The organism is Scytonema hofmannii PCC 7110 (assembly GCF_000346485.2).
GTDB classification, from domain to species: Bacteria; Cyanobacteriota; Cyanobacteriia; order Cyanobacteriales; family Nostocaceae; genus Scytonema; species Scytonema hofmannii.
The window spans coordinates 624,811-644,138 of record NZ_KQ976354.1 but is presented as its reverse complement, the minus strand read 5'-3'; the positions used below and the strand labels follow the sequence as shown (position 1 = coordinate 644,138).

Here is a 19,328-nt window from a genome sequence, read left to right as displayed (position 1 = left end):
CTATTTGTCCATTTATCAAAAAGGAAGTCGATGAAACCTCGAGAACGCATCCGCAATATTGGTATATCTGCCCACATAGATTCTGGTAAAACCACATTGTCGGAGCGAATTCTATTTTACACGGGCAGAATCCATAATATTGAGGAAGTGCGTGGAGGTGGCAAGGGTGCCACTATGGATTTCATGGAGTTAGAAAAAGAACATGGAATTACGATCGCCTCAGCTGCTACCACTTGTCAGTGGCAAGAAACTCAAATAAATCTTATTGATACGCCGGGACACGTGGATTTTACGATAGAAGTCGAGCGTGCTTTGCGGGTGTTGGATGGGGCTGTGATGGTGCTTTGTGCTGTAGCAGGCGTGCAGTCACAGTCGATTACAGTAGACCGTCAAATTAAGCGATATCGGGTTCCGCGTTTGGCATTCATTAACAAAATGGATAGGGCGGGTGCAAATCCTTTCCGTGTCGTGCAAGCAATGTGCGATAAGCTGGGTACAGCTTGCGCTAAGAGCGATCGACTTGCGCTGAATGCGGTGTTACTTCAGTACCCAATTGGTAGCGAAGACCAATTTCAGGGAGTCATTGATTTAGTGGAAATGACGGCAAATTACTATGAGGGCGAAAATGGGGAGAATTGGGTAAAAAATCCCATTCCTGCCACTCTTAAAGATAAAGCACAACAGGCAAGGGAAAAAATGCTAGATGCTTTGTCATTGTTCTCAGAACCAATGACAACGATGCTACTAGAAGGTGAAGAAGTTCCTAAAGAACTGATTTGGGAAACGATTCGACAAGCAACCCTGAGACTGGAACTAGTCCCAGTGCTACTAGGTTCTGCCTTCAAAAACAAAGGAGTGCAAAACTTGCTGGATGCGATCGCCCTTTACCTTCCTTCTCCTGTAGATAGGGGCGTGAAGGCGTTAGCGTCGTCTCATACTCCCTACTCACTACTCCCCACTCCCTATTCCCCCTTAGTCGCCCTAGCATTCAAGCTAACAGTAGAGTCTTTCGGACAATTAACCTACACTCGCATTTACTCAGGAACTTTAAAACCTGGTGATATTGTTTACAATCCGCGAACAGACAAGCGAGTGCAAATTGGTCGAATGGTTAGGATGCACGCTAACAAACGAGAAGACGTTAAAGTTGCTGTCGCTGGCGATATTGTTGCCCTCTTAGGTGTTGATTGTGCTTCTGGAGATACTTTGTGTTCTGAAGAAATGCCAATTTCTTTGGAAGGGATGTTTGTTCCAGAAGCAGTTATTACTCTGGCGATTAGTCCTAAGAAACAAGAAGATACAGATCGTCTTGCAAAAGCACTGCACCGTTTCCAACGGGAAGACCCCACATTTCGGGTCAGCGTAGATCCAGAATCAAATAACACTCTCATTTCTGGGATGGGAGAACTGCACTTAGAAATCTATGTTGAGCGCATCAAGCGGGAATACAATGCTGAAGTCTACGTGGGACAACCTGCGGTAGCTTACCGCGAAACCATCTTGCAACGAGCGAGTTTCGACTACCGACTCAAAAAACAATCAGGCGGTTCGGGTCAATTTGCTCATGTCACTGGGAGAATTGAACCTTCAGACGAACCGTTTGTGTTTGAAAACAGGGTTGTGGGTGGTGCAATTCCCAAAGAATACATTACTGCTTGTGAAAAAGGTTTCAAAGAAGCGATGCTATCGGGATTGTTGGAAGGTTATCCCGTAACTGGGGTAAAAGTGGTTTTGGAAGGAGGTTCCTATCACTCTGTTGATTCTTCGGAATTGGCGTTCCGTTCGGCGGCGTATAAAGCGTTTGAGCAAGCATTCGCCCGAGCAAAGCCTGCTATGCTCGAACCCATTATGCTTGTAGAGGTGGAAACACCCAACGAATTTGTGGGAAGAGTCCAGGGCGATCTTTCATCCCGGCGTGGTTTGCTGTTGGGTTCTGAAACCATGCAAGGCGACTCGGTGATTCGGGCTGAAGTTCCCTTGGAGAAAATGTTTGGCTATTCTACAGCCTTGCGATCGCTAACTTCTGGTATGGCAACTTTTTCAATGGAGTTTGCCTGCTATCGTCGTCAAATGTAAATTTAATGTAGAGACGCGCCATCAGATCCCCGACTTCTTTGAGAAGTCGGGGATCTAGTTTCTCACAAATTATTTAGAACTGCTATAGGAGATTTGTAGTGGTAAGTGTGAAAAAAAGTCTTTGCCTAAATTATGCGATCGCTTTACTCTATTTGCTAACTTCATGTTCTGTACCTTACCAAACAGTTCGGATTAAAGATGTTCGGAAACTAGAGAATATAAATATTAGCAAAGCGTCCTCTCAAGGTAATATTCATTCCATCAGTATTCGAGGAACTGGCAAGCTTGATGGTACGGCAAATATTGGTTTAATAGTTGATGGCAAACTCTATAAATCCGAGAAAGCACACAACAGTATAAATTTCAAATGGGATAATGACTGGTATTCTAATACAGCAGTTATTCGGTACAGCCCAATTGATGTCAAATCTGGTGAATTAACTATTGATTATCGCTTTCATAACTGATTGCTTACAGTTGATCTGTGTAACCTTTAGGGTTACGTTGTTTCGGGAAATTGGCGCGTAAGCGAAAATTTCCAAGATAAAAAAATGTAGAGAGTTTGTATAAAACTTCTCTACATTTTAGTTAGCAGTTACTAAACAACTTTTGAATTATGCTGCTAAACGAGCACCCAAAGTTTTTCCTGTTTCAGGTCCAACAATGCCATCCACAGTTATGTTGTTATCTTTTTGAAATGCAATAACAGCCTTTTCAGTGTATTCACCAAAAATACCATCAACACCAGCAGAACCTAAATCGTATCCCAGGTGAGTTAGCTCACCCTGTAAGCGTTCAACTTCTGGACCTTGAGCACCGCGACTTAAGATTGAAGGATGTTGTTGACTCATGATGATTTTCTCCTTTGATTACAGATAATTATTGAATAAACAATGATGTTGAAGCCGTAATTTTGTTATTAAGTTGGCTTCCATTAAATGGCACTTTCTTAAAAAAGAAATATTTTTTTAGTAGATGCCATGATTTGCTTCTAGGGGATTGAACCTGTCAGCGAATTTACTTTCACATATTGATTCACTGGGGTTGGGGAACTTTTCGCAAACAAACAGGGACTATTGATGAAGGTAAGACTTTTTCTGACTTTTTCTGACCTTTTCTGACTGATTCAATTGTTTTGATATTATAATAATGTAGGGTGGGCATTGCTAGCCCTTTCAAGGTGGGTAAAAACTTCAGAAAAGCAATAGCTCTCTCACCTCTGCGTACTCTGCGTCTCGGCGGTTAAATAAATTACTTTTAAACCTTACTAGGCATAGAGAGAGGGAGTATCCCAATTTTGTCAAAATACCTGGCGAATAGAATTCGCGGCTATACAAACGAAGTCCGCCTACGCGGACTAATTACAGTCTGGGTCGTCAGGCGTTGTTTGTGTAGCTCCACTCTTCCAGAGTGAGGGCAATTTACTACCTTGACAGAATATGGTGGGCTTTAGCCCTACCTACATATGCTTGCTATGTATTATTTGTGAAACGGATCTTTTCTCTTGCAGTATATTGTAAAGATAAAAATCCGTTCCCCTATTCTCAGTGAAGCAACCTCGCCGTCTCAGTCCATTCATTCTGCTAATATCAGCTTTGGGTTTCCTTGCTGTTGTCAGTTTGGGTTATTTGCATACCCGTTTTGCACTACTCTTGCCAAACTCGAAATTAGATCCGACGCCTAGCTCAAAGACAAAAGTTAAACCGCTTGTCGGAACGAATGGTTTACCCCAACTCAACCCTCTACCTACAGCAAAAGAGGTCTGGGAATGCTCTGTTGTTGTGATTGGCGGTTCTTTAGGAGGAGTAGCAGCAGCATCCGAAGCAATGCAGTCGGGAGCAAAGACTTGCTTAATTGAACTCACTCCTTGGCTTGGAGGACAAATTAGCTCTCAAGGGGTCTCGGCGGTTGATGAATCATTGGCAATGCGGGCTAAGGAGAATCATTCAAAAAGTTGGATTGAATTCAAGCAGTCGATCGCACAACAACCTGTAGAACTACCTGCATGGTCAAAAATATCTTCTCCTCTAAAAGTAAAAGATATTAATAGCTGTTGGGTGGGTAAGTTGTGTTTTCCTCCCAAAGCAGGCGCATTAGCAGCAGAACAATTGCTCAAGTCTTCGTCTAGTCTTGCACCAGGGAGTCGTTGGGGAACTTCTATTGCATTCAAAGGGGCTGAATTTGACAGTACGGGGCGGCAAATTGTCTCAATTTATGCAGTTAAAAGGATACCACGGAATTCTAACTATGTTCCTAAAGGTCGCCTTTCTCAAGAATTAACCTCTTGGTATTCCTGGTTTGAGAATGAAGAATTTGAAAAAGTCCCAATACAATTGCAAGCCCCGAAAGGCGATCGCATGATAGTTATTGACGCCACGGATACGGGAGAATTCATAGGATGGGCAAATATTCCCCACCGACAGGGGTCGGAATCTCGTGCTACAACAGGTGAAATTCATGCAGCCCCTAAAGATAACCCCCAATGCACCCAAGCATTTACCAATACATTTGCAGTTGCTATTCATGACGATGGCGGTTTAAGTCGCGATCGCTTATCTCGTATTGAGTCAGGAATATCGAAAGAGGAACATCGAAAAGATTACTCCATTAAAGGAACTCCCATATTTGCAGGTCGAAGCTTTTTTAATTACAGACGCATTGTGAGTATGCGCCGCAGTGACCCCTTTGTTGATACTCCTGTCCGTGGGGACATAACTATGGTGAACTGGAATCGAGGTAACGACTGGAACTTAATGAATCCCCATTTGATTCTGACACAAGAAGAAATTAGTGCTTCAGGACAGCGTCAAAACTGGGTGGGAGGGCTGGCTTTAGAAGCACTTAAGGAAGGTGAAAATCATGCACTTTTTTTTGCAGAATGGCTTTTAGAAACTCAAGCTCAACCTAATTTTCCCCTTACCTACCTTTTTGGAGGTGAATCTCCCATGGGTACAGTTTCAGGATTGAGTATGATGCCTTATATTCGGGAGGGACGCAGAATTTTAGGACGCCAAGCCCACGGACAGAATGAGTTCATGATGCGCGAGGCAGATATTAGAACAGATGTTTCGGGTGGTCGAGATGTTTCCAAAACGGTAGTTGCTGTCACTCATTATGATATTGATATCCATGGGTGTCGCTATCGTAATTGGGAACCATCTAACGAAGCAGCCAAAGCCCCGGCTAGAGAATTTGTGGTTCGTCCCGTTATGATTCCTTTGGAAAGCATGATTCCTCAGCGAATAGATAATCTTCTGATTGGTGGGAAGAGTATAGCCGTGACTCACATAGTTAATGCTGTCACTCGCGTTCATCATAGCGAGTGGGGTATTGGTGCTGCTTCTGGAGTGACAGCCGCTTGGCTATTGACTCAACCAGATTTAACTCCCGCTCAGATTGTTCCACAACAACGAATGCCTCAATTGCAACAAGCGATGAAAAAACAAGGTTTGCGTCTTTATTGGTAAGCAGTGAGCAGTGACCAGTGACCAATGACCAGTGACCAATGACCAGTGAAGAAGCGCTTTGTGATATCTTTGTATTTGAGTGTGTTTTTGGTTTTGTTCTCTTCCATTTGATGACTGCTTCTGCCAAATCATTAAAATTGCTTTTTGTTTCTACTTCTGTGGGGCCTCTCGGTACTGGACTGGGTGGCGGTGTGGAGTTAACCTTGTACAATGTCGCCCAACAAATGATACAACGAGGTCATCAACTGCAAATAGTTGCCCCTGAAGGTTCCACAAGAACTTCTTTTCCTCTAGTACAAATTCCAGGCAATTTACAAATCATAGCTCAAAGCCAAGAACGCACAGCCCCGATTACCATGCCGGAGAATTCTGTATTGGCGAATATGTGGGACTATGCTCGTCAGGTTCAGGACGATTACGATTTAATTGTGAATTTTGCTTACGATTGGTTACCTTTCTACCTGACGCCTTTTTTTAAACGTCCTATCGCTCATTTGGTGAGCATGGGTTCCCTGAATAATGCTCAAGACCAAATTATTGCTCAAGTGGCAAAGCAGTTTCCCGGTACACTTGGCTTTCATAGCCTTGCACAAGCAACTACTTTTACTGAACTAACCCCACCAATCATTTGTTTGAGTAACGGCGTTGATTTATCGCTCTATCAGTTTTGCAGTCAACCAAAGCAACAATTAGCCTGGATAGGTCGCATTTCCTCAGAAAAAGGATTGGAAGATGCAGTGGCTGTAGCGAAAATTACTAATATTCCCTTAAAGATTATGGGTAAAATCCAAGATGAATCATATTGGCAGCAGATTTGTCAAGATTTTCCCAATACACCTTTTGAATATCTGGGATTTTTATCAACTACAGAATTGCAGCAAGTCGTCCGTGAGTGCCAAGCGTTATTAATGACACCGCATTGGGTGGAAGCATTTGGAAATGTAGCAATAGAAGCACTTGCTTGTGGAGTCCCAGTGATTTCTTATCGTCGCGGCGGACCCACAGAAATTATTCAACATGGCAAAACAGGATTTTTGGTAGAACCTGATAGTGTTGCTGGGTTGGTAGATGCAACACAACGTATCAATGAAATCAATCGTCACTCTTGTCGTCAACAAGCCGAAACGGAATTTTCTTTGGAAGCGTTAGGCGATCGCTTTGAAAAATGGTTTAAGGAGATTATCTTCTCACAAGAATAGGAAATTTTCTATTCTCATTAATCTTTGTTTCTGATAGCGCTTTCATGCCAGTTACGCAGTATAAAATCAGAGATCGAGGTTAAAGCCACAAAGATAAAAATTCCCGTACAAGTTGTCATAAATAATGCCGCAAACATTCGAGGAACTTGTAGATTGTAGCTTGAGATTAAAATCTGATAAGCTATCCCCGATTTGGCTCCGCCTGTTCCTGCTACAAATTCTGCCACTACAGCACCAATCAGGGATAAACCCCCACTGATTCGTAAACCTTCTAAAAAATAGGGCATAGCACTGGGCAAGCGCAAGTAGAGTAAAGTCTGCCAACGTGAAGCTTTGTACAATCGAAATACGTTTGTCAGATTGCGCTCGGTGCTATTCAGTCCCAAAGTCGTACTGGAGAGAATGGGAAAAAATGCTACTATCCAAGCGCAGACAACCAAGGCAGCAAAGGTATTATTTCGCAGCCATATAATAATTAGAGGTGCGATCGCGACGATGGGAGTTGTCTGTAAAATGACCGCATATGGGAAAAAACTTCTTTCAATCCACTTATTTTGAGTAAACAAAATAGAAATGAGTAGTCCTGAAATCACTGCGGCAAAAAAAGCAACAAGAGTGATTTGCAGTGTGATTATTAGTGATGGAAACAACTCGTTCCAGTCACTAATCAGCGTCTTAAACACAAGTATTGGTCCAGGTAACAAATAAGGTGGCAAACCCGCTACTCGAACAAAAATTTCCCATGCAAATAATGCCAACATTCCTACAATTATTGGAGCTACGATATCGACAGCAGCGAAATGCTTAAGTCGGTCAGATGAAAGATGGCTAGTATACTTGGTAGAAAAACTCTCAATATCCGTCATCTTTGTAAATTTGCGCTAAAAGTTCCCCGTCCTGATTAATTGTAACTATCAATTAGTAGAGACAATACGATTATGGATTTGTGGTATATTTGCCAGCAGAGTCTTTGATATTTTTCCCTTGTATGAGCCAAATACAAGACCTTCGGAATAAACTTTATCACATTAATCGTCTTAATCGTCGCCAGTTTATTCAATATGGGGTACTGATGCTTGGTACCAGCGTCTTTGCTGCCTGTTCTCATAATAGTGAGACACCTTCTAGTGTTTCCACTTCTCTGAGTGCCAACTCCAACCCATCAATCAGTCCGACAGCAAAGAGTGAACTCGATAAAGTCACTTTTGGCACAAACTGGTTTGCCCAAGCCGAGCATGGAGGCTTCTACCAAGCCGTTGCTACTGGTATCTACAAAGACTATGGTTTAGATGTTACTATCAAAATGGGTGGACCTCAAGTGAACGGTACCCAGTTATTGATGGGAGGTGCAATTGACTTCTTTATGGGCAATTCTGCTGATGCTATCAAAGCAATTGAGCAAGGAATTCCCAAAATCTCAGTAGCTGCTATTTTCCAAAAATCTCCTGAAATTCTGATGGCACACCCTGGTGTTGGGAATAGCTCCTTAGATCAACTCAAAGGTAAGCCCATTTTTGTATCTGCCTTAGCTAATACAACTTACTGGCCTTTTCTGAAAACAAAGTATGGTTTCACTGATGAGCAAAAACGCCCTTATAACTTTAACATAGGACCATTCTTAGCAGACAAGAATTCTGCTCAGCAGGGTTATTTAACATCTGAGCCGTTTGCTGTTGAAAAGGAAGGCGGATTCAAGCCAGTTATATTTCTGCTAGCTGATTTTGGTTATACTCCCTATGACACCACTATTGAGACTACGAAAAAGCTTGTAGAGACTAACCCTGATTTAGTGCAACGGTTTGTTGATGCCTCAATTAAGGGTTGGTACAGCTATCTTGACAATCCTGCTCCAGGCAATGAACTCATTAAGAAAGATAACCCGCAGATGGCCGATGACCAAATTGCTTACGGTCTTCAAACACTTAAGGAATATGGCATTATCAATTCAGGCGATGCTGAGACAAAGGGAATCGGCGTCATGACGGATGTACGATGGAAAATTATTTTTGACACTATAGCAGATCCTAAATCTTCCATGCCGGATACCAAATACAAAGAAGCGTTCACGCTCAAGTTTGTTGGCAAAGGAGTACAAGCTTACAAATCCTAAGATTAAGAATTGTAAGGCACATTCCGCTTAGTGTCAACATTATTATTTTAAATATAATTATAATTGTGTAGCTATGGTTGGTAGGTAGGGATAAATTATTTATAAGGATTTCTACAGAATCTGGAAACTTTTTGTCCAATTATATTAGTTACAGGTGCTCGTACCATAGCCAACATCCTCAAGAGTATAGTAGTGATAGATTGGGAAGCTATGAGAAAGCTAGCACTGCTAATCGGAGTTAGTGAGTATGAACCTGATTTGACCTCATTACCTGCGGCTAGAAAAGACGTGGAAGCGGTAAAGCAAGTTTTAGAACACCCAGACATGGGAGAGTTTAGTGAGGTTAGGTGCTTAATTAATCCTGACACTCAAGAAATGCAGGTAGCTATTGAGACTGTATTCTCAAATAGTACTAGAGATGACCTTATCCTCCTATATTTCTCTGGTCATGGGATTAAAGATGAAAGTGGAAGACTTTACTTAGCAACTCGCAGAACTCGAAAAAATTCTCAGGGAGAGCTCATTAGGTCTACTGCTGTTACTGCTAGCTTTGTGCAAGAAAATATGAGTAAAAGCCGCTCAAAACGACAAGTAATTGTTTTGGATTGTTGTTTTAGTGGAGCTTTTGCTGAAGGGTTATTAGCAAAAGATGATGGCTCAATAGATATTAGAAGCCAGTTAGGTGGCGAAGATTTAGGTCGAGAAGGTAGAGCTGTGCTCACATCTTCAACCTCCACTCAATATTCTTTTGAAAACAAGAGTAATTTATCAATATATACTGAGTATATAGTTGAGGGGATAAGCACGGGAGCAGCAGATCTCGATGGTGATAGCGTCATTTCCATTGATGAACTGCATGAGTATGCTAGGCGGAAAGTGCAGGAAGCTGCTCCAGCAATGAAGCCAGAAATATATGCAGTTAAGCAGGGGTATAGAATTTTTCTCGCTAAAGCACCGATTGGCGATCCAAGGCTAAGATATCGTAAAGAAGTTGAAAACTGCGCTATTCGCGGTGAAATTTCCCCCACTGGGCGTAGGATGCTGGACTATGTACGAGAAACTCTAGGTTTGGAGACAACAGAAACCTCTGTCATTGAAGATGAAGTTTTGAAGCCATACCGAGAGTACAATCAAAATTTACAACAGTATGAGCAGGCATTAGTAGAGGCAGTTCAGCAAGAGTATCCTTTCAGTGAATATACTCTGAATGAACTAAGTCGTTATCAAAAAATCTTGAGACTGAGAAATGAAGATGTAGCACCAATTAAGGAACGAATTGCTCAACAGCAACAGGCAATTCAATTAACGGGTGACTCTCGGTCTGTAAAACTGACCTCAGGAGAGGACAATCATAGCGCATTGAGGTCTATAACTTTACCAATAATTCCTTCCGTAGACTCAATAGTGAACTTATTGCGCTCGCGAATTAATTATCTTTTGTTAGCTGGCTCAGTCGTTATTGGTGTTCTAGTTGTATTGGTTGTAACCAACTACTCTCGATTACCTGCTTCAAATAAAGTAGCCACGAAAGATGTCTCTTTGCTCTATACGCTGAGCGAACACTCTAGTCCAGTTTCATCTGTCGCTATCACCCCTAACGGACAAACTTTAGCCAGTGGTAGTCATGACAAGGCGATTAGGCTATGGAACTTGAGTAGCGGTAAAACAGCCCGTTCTCCTCTTTACGGTCACAAAGATCCAGTTTTGTCCATTGCCATCAGTCCCAATGGACATCTCCTTGCTAGTGGCGGTCTTGATAACTCAATCAAGCTATGGGATTTGAGTACTAAAGAAAATAACCGCACTCTTGAAGGACACGTAGGGTGGGTCACTGCTGTCGCCATTAGTTCTGACGGTAAAATACTTGCCAGTGGTAGTTCAGACAACACTATTAAACTATGGGAAATTGCAACAGGCACTCCAATACATACGCTTTTCAATCAAGCTCCGATTCTAGCCGTTACCATCAGTCCTGATAATCAAATCCTTGCTAGCTCTAGTACAGATAAAACAGTCAAGCTGTGGGATTTAAGTACTGGAAAATTGCTTCGCGCTCTCGAAGGTCATGCAAGTTGGGTTGATGCGATCGCCATCAGTCCTAATGGACAGATCCTTGCTAGTGGAAGTTTAGACAAGACGATTAAATTATGGGAGCTAGGTACTGGAAGATTGCTTCGCACTCTCGAAGGTCACAAATACTCTGTTTCCTCAATTGCTATCAGCCCAGATGGACAAATCCTGATTAGTGGAGGCTTCGATGGAGAGATTAGGACATGGAATTTACAAAAAGGATCTTTAATTCGCGCCTTTAAAGCTCATTCGGCTCAAGTTGTCTCCCTTGCAATCAGTAAAGATGAAAAGATTCTGGTCAGTGGCAGCGCAGATAGTACAATTAAAACTTGGCATATAAAATTTTAGCAGTTGCATATATTGAAGTATGAATTCGAGCGATCGCTATGCACTTTTAAGTTAAAGATTTATGGAGACTCGAATGATTAGACTGCAAAACTCTCTAAGTACAATCCAAACGGTCAATCGTCGCCAGTTCATCAAATATGGATCAATGGCACTTGGATCTAGCATTTTTACAGCTTGTTCCAGTGGAAACCAATCACTATCAGGTGGGTTAGTTTCTACTGTCGATCCAGAAGCAAAGAGCAGATTAGATAAAGTCAATTTTATTCTTTCTTGGGTTGCTGAAGCAGAATACGGCGGTTTCTATCAAGCTCTTGCCACTGGCATTTACAAGGACTACGGACTAGATGTCTCTATCACACAAGGTGGTCCTCGAATGAGTGCTGGTTTGTTACTAATGAGAGGAGCAGCAAACTTAATCATGGGGTCTGGCGGTGAAGCAATTGTAGCTGTGGAAACAGGAGTGCCTAAGGTTACAGTAGCTGCTATTTTTCAAAAAGACCCACAAGTCCTCATTGCCCACCCTGGCGTAGGTAACGATTTACTTGAACAAATGAAAGGTAAACCAATTTTGACTGCTTCCGCAGCCAGCGCAACCTATTGGCCTTTCCTAAAACTCAAGTACGGTTTTACAGATAGCCAACAGCGACCTTACAACTTCAAAATTGAACCTTTCTTAGCAGATAAAAATATGATTCAGCAAGGTATTGTGACTGCTGAACCATTTGAAATAGAAAAGAAGGGTGGCTTTAAACCTGTGGTTATACTGTTAGCCGATCGAGGCTACAATTCATACAATTTTACAATTGATACAACCGTAGAATTGGTAGAAAACAATTCCGAACTTGTGCAGCGTTTTGTTGATGCATCAATAAAAGGTTGGTATAACTACTTAGAGCAGCCTACTCCCGGCAACGAGTTAATCAAAAAGTACAATCCAGAAATGACAGATGAACAGATAGCATATAGTGTCAAAAAAATTAAGGAATACAACTTAATTACTGGTGGAGATGCAGCGAATTTAGGTATTGGAGCCATGACTAAGGAACGTTGGAAAAGTTTTTTTGACGGAATGGTGGAGGCTGGAGTTTTCAAATCAACCACTAAATATGAAGATGCATTTACGCTCCAATTCGTCAATAAAGGAGTACAAGCTTACAAATCTTAGGCAAAGTCGTTCTCAGTAATTAAGGTTATTCTTGATGATAAATTATCCAGCCATCATGCTTAGTAATGTTAGCAAAGTTTATTCCAATGGCGTTGTTGCCTTACAGGATATGAGCTTGACTATTGGTGAGTCTCAATTTGTTAGCATAGTTGGACCGTCTGGATGTGGTAAGAGTACTGTACTTCACCTGATTGCTGGACTAAGTCGTAAAAGTTCTGGCAGTATTCAGTGGGGAGGCGACTTGTTTCCAAAAAAAATGTCAACTGTAGCGAAGCGCCAAAATCAGGAATCTTTATACAGATTAGCATTTGTCTTTCAAGAAGCCGCATTAATGCCTTGGGCCAACGTGGTGGAGAATGTGCGCTTACCCCTGAAATTGGCTGGTATACCCAAGAAGGTTGCTGATGCGACAATTGAAGAAGCAATTGCCTTGGTTGGGCTAGAAGGCTTTGAACGCTCATATCCCCGCGAGCTATCAGGTGGTATGAAAATGCGAGTGTCGATAGCAAGATCTCTGGTAACTAAACCAGACATTTTACTAATGGATGAACCCTTTGGTGCTTTAGACGAAATGACTCGCAGTAAGTTAAACAGCGACTTATTGAATTTATGGAGTCACAAGCACTGGACAGTTGTATTTGTCACGCATAATATTTATGAAGCTGTTTACTTGTCCGAGCGGGTCGTGGTTATGACAGCTCGACCAGGACGAGTCATTGCAGACGTGACAATTGATGTTCCTTTCCCCAGGACTGAAGAATTTCGCATATCATCATTACATAACAAGTACTGTAGAGAGATTACTAACTATCTCAGTAGAGGTACTTAGAAAAACTAAAGATGTCATGGTTCTCTTTACTATTACCTTGCCAGCGATCGGTGACTATTAAATGTAAACCTTGTATGAAGAGAGTAGAAATAACTAGGGAACTGTTATACTCACTAATATCACTGTATGACTTGCAAGCGAAAACACAGCTTGTGCAGGGAGCATTTTTAAGCTTGGTTTCTTGAGAGTAGCGACCATAAAGCAGGATTGTTACTATGCTTTTTATTACCCTCGATGATTTAGAAGTTCAAGGTGTTTCCTACAAGGGAGCATCAAAAATTATTTTTAAGAATAAAATTTTAACTAGATGTGTAGATTTTTCTACACAATATCGTCAAAAAGCTCTCAAATTTTGTCAAGAATTTCTTGATGATAATCTCTTCTGTTTAATAGTAGAAAATCAGTCATATCTGACGGTTTGGGTCGAAGAGAAAGAAGAGCGGTTAGCAGGCGACACTAAAATAATAAATTATGAGCCGCATGAGTCTATTGGTTTTTCATCTCAAGCTACAGATGAAACTGAGGCTGTAATTCAAACACAGAAGAAACTGACAGTCTCTATTTATCCTCACAACTTAATCCAAAACTTATTTCCAAAGGATGAAGAAAAATCTGGCAGTTCAAGCCTAGTAAAAGAGCCGAGTGAGTTTGACAATCTTCCTTTATCCCAGCTACCTAATGAACACAAACCATCTACTAAAAAATTAACTAGAAAATACCGAGGGATTTCTTACTAAAAAAAGTTCTTATGACTTACGCATTGACAGAAAGCATTAGATATAAATTGGGTATTTTTAGCGCCTCAACGTTTGATTTTTTAACACATGAGAACTATCATCACCTACCGTAGGGGCGCAAGGCATTGCGCCCCTACAAGCCTGAAACGACCATTATTCGTTGATGCATATATAGCAACGGACAGGAAGCTTAGGACAACAATCAACTTACAATGTACGCGCTTTGAAGGCGTATACCCCCGACTTGTCCTAACAGCTTTGGCGATTGCTATAATTGTCAATTTGTACAGTGCGTAAGTCCTAAAGTTATTAAAATTGGGACTTAAACAAAAAAATAAATCCCTAAAAATTCTTGTTGGGAGCCAAATACCTTCAGGACTCGTTCAACGGTTTGGTTATCCAATATCTGATATCTGAGGACGGGTTTTGAGCCTGTTGTAAGTTTTGATACTGTGCTAAAGCTTGTGCTAGTCCCTCATCAATCATTTGTGCAATCAAAGGCAGTCTACTAAGAGGTTGCCAGTTCGGTGTTTGGTTGGAGTAATTTGGCATAACGTTTTCATAATTGCCACTGGTGACCTTACCAAATGTTTGTCGTTTTGCACAAGCGATACGGCTGTACGAAGTCTTTTACAAATTTCAAAGATTTGCAATTTTCTGTTGCGAAAACTGCTGCCATTCAGGTATTTTAAGATATTTTAATGGTAGCTAAATATATTCAGGCTAAGTAATTTTAGTAAAGTTTTTCCTCACAATCCACCACATAAGGGTGAATAGCGGGTCCGATCCGGTTTTGACTCAAAATCAGTTTTGTCTTGATGAGCTTAATGACGTTAGACAGTGCGAAAGTCCTTCTTTGATGGACGATACAAGCAGTCGTCGGCTGTTATACCAATTTTGCTCATCTGCTATCTATCAGGAAAGAGCAAGTTAGCCAAGGAGGCGGAAACTATGATCGATGCGAACGAGATTCTCAAGGCAATGTGTGAGAAATATCAGGCAGCTGTGAGCGCCAACGATTCGGTAGCTTATGGGAAGCTATTTGCCGCAGACGCGATTCGGATTCCACCAGGGTCAGAGCCTGAGCAAGGTCGGGATGAGATTTCAAAGAGCGAGCAGAAAGACTATGATGTCGCAAAATGGACTATTCAATCGACACCTCTTGATGCTCTACGGATCGACGATCAATGGGTCTATGGAATTGCACAGGCTAATGTGAACACTGTCGCCTACGCTGATGGGATGACGAATTCATTCAAAGTCACGAAGACTTGGCTTCTCCACAGAGAGAACTCAGGAGAATGGTTGATTGAGAGGCAGATTTGGAATCTCAAGTAATGAGTAGTGAGGAAGGACTTGCACAGGTATCTAGGACTACCCCTGTTAAGGTGTACTAAGAAATGAACTAAGAAAAGGTTAAAACCCTTGTCATACAAGTTACCAGACGTGTAGCTGATGGACAAATTGGGAAGGTAAGACTTGGTTTGACTGAAGCAACACTGTTCTGCTATGCGCCAAGTATTTTAAGAATTTACCGAGAGCGTTATCCACAAGTCAAGTTAATCTTGAAAGGCGGTGAAACGGAAGCTCATGTTGAAGCTTTACGCACTCACCAAATTGATGTTGCGTTTGTCTATCTTCCTATTCGCGAACCAACTCTGTGGGTGTATCCGTTACACGAACAGTTCTACATCGCTGCACTTTCCTCATCCCATCCGCTTGCAAGATACAAACAAATACCACAGTGGTAAGTGTACGTTCACTCATTTTCGAGGGATGGCAACGTCCTTTTTTTCGCTATTCTAGAAAAGTGAATTATTCCCCGATCCCGAACAAAAGATGGTTGCTTTACCCGATCGCATTTTGATGAGTGCAGAGGAATATTTGATTTGGGAACCAACCCAAGAGGAACGCTACGAGTATTGGGATGGCGAACTTCTAGCGATGAGCGGTGGTACGCGCAACCACAATCGCGTTTGTGGAAATTTCTTCAGGCTGTTAGATGATGCTCTAGTCGATCGCGTCTGTGAAGTATATATTGTAGATGTCAAAGTGCAGATAGAATCGGAACAAAAGTATTTTTATCCAGATGTGGTGGTAACTTGCGATGAGCGCGATCTCAATCCGCAACTCGTGCAATTTCCCTGCTTAATTATCGAAGTGCTATCACCTTCAACGGAAGCAGCCGATAGGGGGAAGAAATTTGCCAAGTACCGTCAATCTTCTACCCTACAAGAATATGTCTTAGTACAAGTAGCTCAACCGGGTGTGGAAGTGTTTCGGCGTAACGAACAAGGGAAATGGGTACTGTCTGAGTATAATTTGGACGAGATATTGCCACTCGAATCAGTAAATGTGGAAATAGCGATCGCTGATTTGTACCGACAAGTGCAGTTTGAAACTGAAGCAACCGAAGATTAAAGATATCATCAGTTTTCAGCAGTTGCGATTTGGGTTAGATGCTTCAAGATACGAAGTACATCATATAACTCATTTCCAGGATTACGCACTTCAAACATTTTAGAAGTTCCATATTGAATAACTTCACCCTTCACTAATTTGATAAAAATGAAACTTCCACCTGTCGTTATCATACCGAAGCTAGGTCTATCTGGGTAAGGATTACCTAACATATAAGCTAAAATTTGTGCGAGTCCTTTTTCAATAGAATACTCTGCTTGTTTAGACTCAATAATCATAGCCCATAGTTGGTCTCTTAGTACCAAAGTGTCTAGTTTACCCTTGATGATGACTCCTTCGTCTTCATCCGTAATGTCTATTTGTTCTTCAGCTTTGATATAAAAAGGTGTTAGACAAAAATCCCCAATAAAAAGTATTGGATCGACAATAACTATTCTGACAACACTTTCTAGTAAAGGTGGATAATTTAAAAGATTAAAATAACTTGCTTTTACTTTATCTAAAAGTTGTTTATCTAAGTCTGTAATTTCTGGTAAATCATCTTGCCATTCGCGGAAAAATTGGTCATCTAATACTAATTGGATACCGTAGTTATTAATTAAGTAACGCAAATCAATTTCTTTAGCTTGTTTTGTTTGGGTCATAATCAAAAGAGTATTTATTTAGATATGTTTTTATTATAAAACAATAGTCAGTTGGGAGAGCTATATCATGTTCGTTTGGCAAGGGACTACGGTGTCACACAAGTTGAATTTACCCCCCTTAATCCCCCCTTGGAAAGGGGGGAAATTGATTTTCTTCCCTCCCCTTTGCAAGGTCTGGGCTAGGGTGGGGTATGATTTTAAAAGAAGTTTCCCCAGCCTAAAACCAAACAAAAAACCCCCTGAAAAAAGGAGGCTCTATGTAAGTCCTAATCTAAACTGTATGGGAGCGAGGATATTATAACTTTGTGCCGCACTCCGGACAGAAATTATTATTAGGCTGGTTCTTAGCACCACAGTTGCTGCAATAAATTGGCTCAAGTGATGCTTTTTGAGGTTGGCGTCGCAAGCCTACCATCTGAGCATTACTCTTACCTGGGGCTACCATTGGATAACAGTTTTCGTCTCTAGTAACATGGGCATTAACGACAACTGGACCATCATATGCGAGCATTTCAGCAATAGCATCTTTCAACTCATCATGGTTTTGAATGACCATACCTTTAATGCCGTATGCTTTTGCCAAAAACTCGATATCTGGCATACCAACTTCCATATTGGAGCATGAGTAACGTTCTCCATAGAAAGCTTGTTGCCACTGGCGCACCATTCCTTGCCAACCGTTATTAATAATTACGGTCTTGACATTAATGCCATACTGTGCCAGCGTACCCAATTCTTGCAAGTTCATTTGGAAACTGGCATCACCACTAATACAGATGACTTGGCGATCTGGATAAGCAACTTTAGCACCCATCGCTGCAGGCACGCCAAAACCCATTGTTCCCAAACCTGAACTGGAAATCCAACGTCGCGGTCCTGCTTTCAGGAATTGCGCTGCCCACATTTGATGTTGACCTACATCTGTGGTAAAGATAGCATCGGGTGCTTGGCGACCAACTTCTGCTATGACTTCTTGTGGTGAAATGCTATCGGAATGATGGGGTACTTCTAGAGGGTACTCTTCCTTCCAACGGTTAATGAGAGTCAACCACTCTTGAGTTTGGTTGGGTGTATTCTCCTTGCACCGACGCAGTAAATCTTGCAATACTGTTTTGACATCACCAACGATGGGGACTTCGGGAACGCGATTCTTCCCGACTTCTGCGGGATCGATGTCAATGTGGATGACTTTTGCACGAGACGCAAATTCGTCTAACTTGCCAGTCACGCGATCGTCAAATCTTGCACCAACACAAATCAGCAAGTCACAATCACTGACAGCAAAGTTAGCATAAGCAGTACCGTGCATTCCCAACATTCCCAAAGAAAGGGGATGGTGTTCGTCAAAAGCACCCAGCCCCATTAATGTTGTGGTGACGGGGATATTAAATAACTCTGCTAGGCGTTTAATTTCTGAATATGCTCCAGAGGTAATCGCACCGCCACCTACATACAGTAAGGGACGCCGACTTTCACGTATTAACTGAATTGCAGCACTAACTTGGCGGGGATTTCCTTTAACGGTGGGACGGTAGCCCGGTAATTTCACTGAACCTGGTTCTACAGATTCATAGTCAAATTCCTCTAAGGCGACATCTTTGGGAACATCAATTAACACAGGTCCCGGACGACCGGTACTTGCTATGTGGAACGCTTCCGCAACAATGCGTGCCATATCGCGGGGATCGCGCACGACGTAGGAGTGTTTGACGATGGGTAGGGTAATTCCGTAGATATCAGTTTCTTGGAACGCATCTGTGCCGATCGCCGGACGAGCGACTTGTCCCGTTACAATCACCATGGGGATGGAGTCCATGTAGGCGGTAGCAATGCCGGTGACTAAATTGGTTGCTCCAGGACCGGATGTTCCAAAGCAGACTCCTACTTTGCTTGTCGCACGAGCATAACCGTCAGCCGCATGTGCAGCTCCTTGTTCGTGTCTCACCAGAATGTGCTTGATCCCACGACCTTCAGTTTCTGCTTTATACAAATCATCGTAAATCGGGAGAATAGCACCACCAGGATAACCAAAAATATATTCCACGCCATGACGCTTCAGGCTGTCAAGCAGGGCAAAACCACCAGTTACACGTTTGGGTATCGCGACTGGCGATGTAGAAACCTTTGAGTTAATTTGATTTTCTATTTGCGGAAGAGAAATTGGGGAAAGCGAATCTCCTTGGGAGACACTTGGTGGACGCACAGCCAAACCTCACAAGATAGCGAAGATATTGCTTGATTGTAGTATTTAAAGTTTCATTT

17 protein-coding genes are annotated in these 19,328 nt (G+C 42.0%); 12 read left to right on the top strand and 5 right to left on the bottom strand.

What is annotated here, in order from left to right; all coding sequences use genetic code 11:
* Positions 1-30: 30 nt before the first annotated feature.
* Both fusA and WA1_RS02755 read left to right on the top strand, forming a co-directional pair.
* Positions 31-2,076, top strand: a complete 2,046-nt coding sequence (fusA, locus tag WA1_RS02760; protein WP_017741382.1) for an elongation factor G — start codon at positions 31-33, stop codon at positions 2,074-2,076.
* 98 nt (positions 2,077-2,174) lie between these two features.
* A complete protein-coding gene (locus tag WA1_RS02755) occupies positions 2,175-2,543 on the top strand; it encodes a hypothetical protein (RefSeq protein ID WP_017741381.1) in 369 nt (122 codons plus the stop codon).
* A gap of 147 nt (positions 2,544-2,690) precedes the next feature.
* Here WA1_RS02755 and WA1_RS02750 read toward each other — a convergent pair whose 3' ends face one another.
* Complete coding sequence (locus tag WA1_RS02750; RefSeq protein ID WP_017741380.1) at positions 2,691-2,927, bottom strand: peptidoglycan-binding domain-containing protein; 237 nt, start codon at positions 2,925-2,927, stop codon at positions 2,691-2,693.
* A 696-nt stretch (positions 2,928-3,623) separates the two neighbouring features.
* On the opposite strand from WA1_RS02750, the gene WA1_RS02745 reads away from it, so the two are divergent.
* Complete coding sequence (locus WA1_RS02745) at positions 3,624-5,543, top strand: FAD-dependent oxidoreductase (RefSeq protein WP_017741379.1); 1,920 nt, start codon at positions 3,624-3,626, stop codon at positions 5,541-5,543.
* A 110-nt stretch (positions 5,544-5,653) separates the two neighbouring features.
* Complete coding sequence (locus tag WA1_RS02740; RefSeq protein WP_026134446.1) at positions 5,654-6,742, top strand: glycosyltransferase family 4 protein; 1,089 nt, start codon at positions 5,654-5,656, stop codon at positions 6,740-6,742.
* 17 nt (positions 6,743-6,759) lie between these two features.
* Here the strand turns inward: WA1_RS02740 and WA1_RS02735 are convergent, their stop codons facing one another.
* Positions 6,760-7,608, bottom strand: a complete 849-nt coding sequence (locus WA1_RS02735) for an ABC transporter permease (RefSeq protein ID WP_017741377.1) — start codon at positions 7,606-7,608, stop codon at positions 6,760-6,762.
* 122 nt (positions 7,609-7,730) lie between these two features.
* Here WA1_RS02735 and WA1_RS02730 point away from each other — a divergent pair, with 122 nt between their 5' ends.
* The 5 genes from WA1_RS02730 to WA1_RS02710 all read left to right on the top strand — a co-directional run bounded on the left by WA1_RS02730 (position 7,731) and on the right by WA1_RS02710 (position 14,001).
* Positions 7,731-8,852 carry an ABC transporter substrate-binding protein gene (locus tag WA1_RS02730; protein ID WP_017741376.1) on the top strand — a complete coding sequence of 374 codons (1,122 nt, stop codon included), beginning with the start codon at positions 7,731-7,733 and terminating at the stop codon, positions 8,850-8,852.
* Between the two features lie 192 nt (positions 8,853-9,044).
* Positions 9,045-11,270, top strand: coding sequence for a caspase, EACC1-associated type (locus WA1_RS54565; protein ID WP_017741375.1), 2,226 nt, complete (start codon positions 9,045-9,047; stop codon positions 11,268-11,270).
* Between the two features lie 73 nt (positions 11,271-11,343).
* The gene (locus tag WA1_RS02720; protein ID WP_017741374.1) at positions 11,344-12,435 is read left to right on the top strand and encodes an ABC transporter substrate-binding protein; all 1,092 of its coding nucleotides are present in this window, start codon (positions 11,344-11,346) and stop codon (positions 12,433-12,435) included.
* A gap of 34 nt (positions 12,436-12,469) precedes the next feature.
* Complete coding sequence (locus WA1_RS02715) at positions 12,470-13,264, top strand: ABC transporter ATP-binding protein (protein ID WP_017741373.1); 795 nt, start codon at positions 12,470-12,472, stop codon at positions 13,262-13,264.
* A gap of 215 nt (positions 13,265-13,479) precedes the next feature.
* Complete coding sequence (locus tag WA1_RS02710) at positions 13,480-14,001, top strand: hypothetical protein (RefSeq protein ID WP_017741372.1); 522 nt, start codon at positions 13,480-13,482, stop codon at positions 13,999-14,001.
* 372 nt (positions 14,002-14,373) lie between these two features.
* On the opposite strand, the gene WA1_RS02705 is transcribed toward WA1_RS02710, so the two are convergent.
* Entirely contained in the window at positions 14,374-14,553 is a 180-nt protein-coding gene (locus WA1_RS02705) for a hypothetical protein (protein ID WP_017741371.1), read from the bottom strand.
* Positions 14,554-14,952: 399 nt separating this feature from the next.
* Between WA1_RS02705 and WA1_RS02700 the strand changes: the two genes are divergently transcribed.
* The 3 genes from WA1_RS02700 to WA1_RS02690 all read left to right on the top strand — a co-directional run bounded on the left by WA1_RS02700 (position 14,953) and on the right by WA1_RS02690 (position 16,422).
* A complete protein-coding gene (locus WA1_RS02700; protein ID WP_017741370.1) occupies positions 14,953-15,339 on the top strand; it encodes a YybH family protein in 387 nt (128 codons plus the stop codon).
* 92 nt (positions 15,340-15,431) lie between these two features.
* Positions 15,432-15,752, top strand: a complete 321-nt coding sequence (locus WA1_RS02695) for a LysR substrate-binding domain-containing protein (RefSeq protein WP_081402819.1) — start codon at positions 15,432-15,434, stop codon at positions 15,750-15,752.
* An 88-nt stretch (positions 15,753-15,840) separates the two neighbouring features.
* Positions 15,841-16,422 carry a Uma2 family endonuclease gene (locus tag WA1_RS02690; RefSeq protein ID WP_017741368.1) on the top strand — a complete coding sequence of 194 codons (582 nt, stop codon included), beginning with the start codon at positions 15,841-15,843 and terminating at the stop codon, positions 16,420-16,422.
* Positions 16,423-16,430: 8 nt separating this feature from the next.
* On the opposite strand, the gene WA1_RS02685 is transcribed toward WA1_RS02690, so the two are convergent.
* Entirely contained in the window at positions 16,431-17,066 is a 636-nt protein-coding gene (locus WA1_RS02685) for a hypothetical protein (protein WP_017741367.1), read from the bottom strand.
* Positions 17,067-17,361: 295 nt separating this feature from the next.
* On the bottom strand, positions 17,362-19,269 hold the full coding sequence (ilvB, locus tag WA1_RS02675) for a biosynthetic-type acetolactate synthase large subunit (RefSeq protein WP_026134443.1): 1,908 nt from the start codon (positions 19,267-19,269) through the stop codon (positions 17,362-17,364).
* Positions 19,270-19,328 lie beyond the last annotated feature (59 nt).

Excerpts from the sequence above, each read along its gene's own strand:
- fusA (WP_017741382.1), top strand. The coding sequence starts at position 31 with ATGAAACCTCGAGAACGCATCCGCAATATTGGTATATCTGCCCACATA.
- WA1_RS02750 (WP_017741380.1), bottom strand. The coding sequence starts at position 2,927 with ATGAGTCAACAACATCCTTCAATCTTAAGTCGCGGTGCTCAAGGTCCA.
- WA1_RS02740 (WP_026134446.1), top strand. The coding sequence starts at position 5,654 with ATGACTGCTTCTGCCAAATCATTAAAATTGCTTTTTGTTTCTACTTCT.
- WA1_RS02735 (WP_017741377.1), bottom strand. The coding sequence starts at position 7,608 with ATGACGGATATTGAGAGTTTTTCTACCAAGTATACTAGCCATCTTTCA.
- WA1_RS02730 (WP_017741376.1), top strand. The coding sequence starts at position 7,731 with ATGAGCCAAATACAAGACCTTCGGAATAAACTTTATCACATTAATCGT.
- WA1_RS02720 (WP_017741374.1), top strand. The coding sequence starts at position 11,344 with ATGATTAGACTGCAAAACTCTCTAAGTACAATCCAAACGGTCAATCGT.
- WA1_RS02715 (WP_017741373.1), top strand. The coding sequence starts at position 12,470 with ATGATAAATTATCCAGCCATCATGCTTAGTAATGTTAGCAAAGTTTAT.
- WA1_RS02710 (WP_017741372.1), top strand. The coding sequence starts at position 13,480 with ATGCTTTTTATTACCCTCGATGATTTAGAAGTTCAAGGTGTTTCCTAC.
- WA1_RS02705 (WP_017741371.1), bottom strand. The coding sequence starts at position 14,553 with ATGCCAAATTACTCCAACCAAACACCGAACTGGCAACCTCTTAGTAGA.
- WA1_RS02700 (WP_017741370.1), top strand. The coding sequence starts at position 14,953 with ATGATCGATGCGAACGAGATTCTCAAGGCAATGTGTGAGAAATATCAG.
- WA1_RS02690 (WP_017741368.1), top strand. The coding sequence starts at position 15,841 with ATGGTTGCTTTACCCGATCGCATTTTGATGAGTGCAGAGGAATATTTG.
- WA1_RS02685 (WP_017741367.1), bottom strand. The coding sequence starts at position 17,066 with ATGACCCAAACAAAACAAGCTAAAGAAATTGATTTGCGTTACTTAATT.